Origin of the sequence: Parabacteroides sp. AF21-43 (assembly GCF_003635435.1) — a bacterium.
Taxonomy (GTDB): domain Bacteria; phylum Bacteroidota; class Bacteroidia; order Bacteroidales; family Tannerellaceae; genus Parabacteroides; species Parabacteroides distasonis.
The window spans coordinates 1-1097 of sequence record NZ_QTMG01000066.1; the positions used below are offsets into that span (position 1 = coordinate 1).

The following is a 1097-nucleotide window of genomic DNA, read 5'->3' on the forward strand; positions in this document are numbered from 1 at the left end:
TTGAGTCCGAACCTCTTTACGTCAAGTCTGTGGATAATGGCCTTGTAGAAATTACGGATAAGTGCCGTAAGAAGAAGGAACACAGTGTTCTCTGCCATGAAGGATTTGGGCAATCTGTCCCACCCGAAACCATTGTTCATATCATCGAAGATACGTTCCTTTCCTCCACGAAGGTTATAGAACTCGACAATTTCTCTTGTGGAAGATTCATAGTCGTTAGTCAGGATACAACGGTATGTGTATTCTCCTTCCCAAAGATCCAGCACACCGTCCATCCGTTTCTGTCTTTGAATCACAAGTCGGTATGCTTTACCCTTCCACTTCTCAACAAGAATAGAGTTCAATTCGAACTCAATGCCATTGATTTCCTCAGTCTTCCAGCCTCTAAGAGCAAAGATGTCATTGTAGAGCGAACTGCAGCGGTTTGCGCGGATATAGAAGGATTTGCTGTGTTTCTCTATTTCCTCCACGATTTCCTCGGAACATGATCCACAATCAGCTCTGAAACGATTGATTGTAAGTCCGTTCTGCTCAAATCTCTCAAAGAATCTCTTCAGCGTGTCCTTCTGATGAAAACGAACGTTGGTGTTACCATCGCTATTCTCAATGCCAACAATCAAGTCGTCAATAACCGCCACGCCAGGGCGATAACCAAGGAACTTCTTGTATGTAGGCTTTGCATCATACTTCTCAGTCTCTATGAACTGATGGTCGAAATCAACATCATACATCTCGCCCTCTTTCAGTTGGCCGGATGCAAACATACAATTGAGCAGTAAGGTATTGAGTGTGTCAGCCGTGTTGAAATCGTAGTTCTTACCCGTATCTGATGTGTATGAGATGTTTCCTTGCGTCAGTTCCTTTATCGCTCTGAGGATAGTATCAGAACTACAAGTACGAAGTGTCGGATGGAGCGAGAGATGGTTCATCAAATGAGTAGTGACATCCTCAATGCATGAGCCACCACAGAAGTAGATACTCATGAGGGAACGGACGATTTCACTGTACTGATAACCGAACGAGCTACACCTTAGACCGAGTGTCGAGTCGATTACAGATGACAATGTGGAGTCAAATTGCTCCATGATTGAAAATAT

1 protein-coding gene is annotated in these 1097 nt (G+C 43.8%); it reads right to left on the reverse strand.

Annotation, left to right across the window (positions count from 1 at the left end; all coding sequences use genetic code 11):
• On the reverse strand, positions 1-1097 hold a 1097-nt coding region (locus DWX84_RS21345; protein ID WP_233573989.1), incomplete at both ends, for an IS1380-like element IS613 family transposase.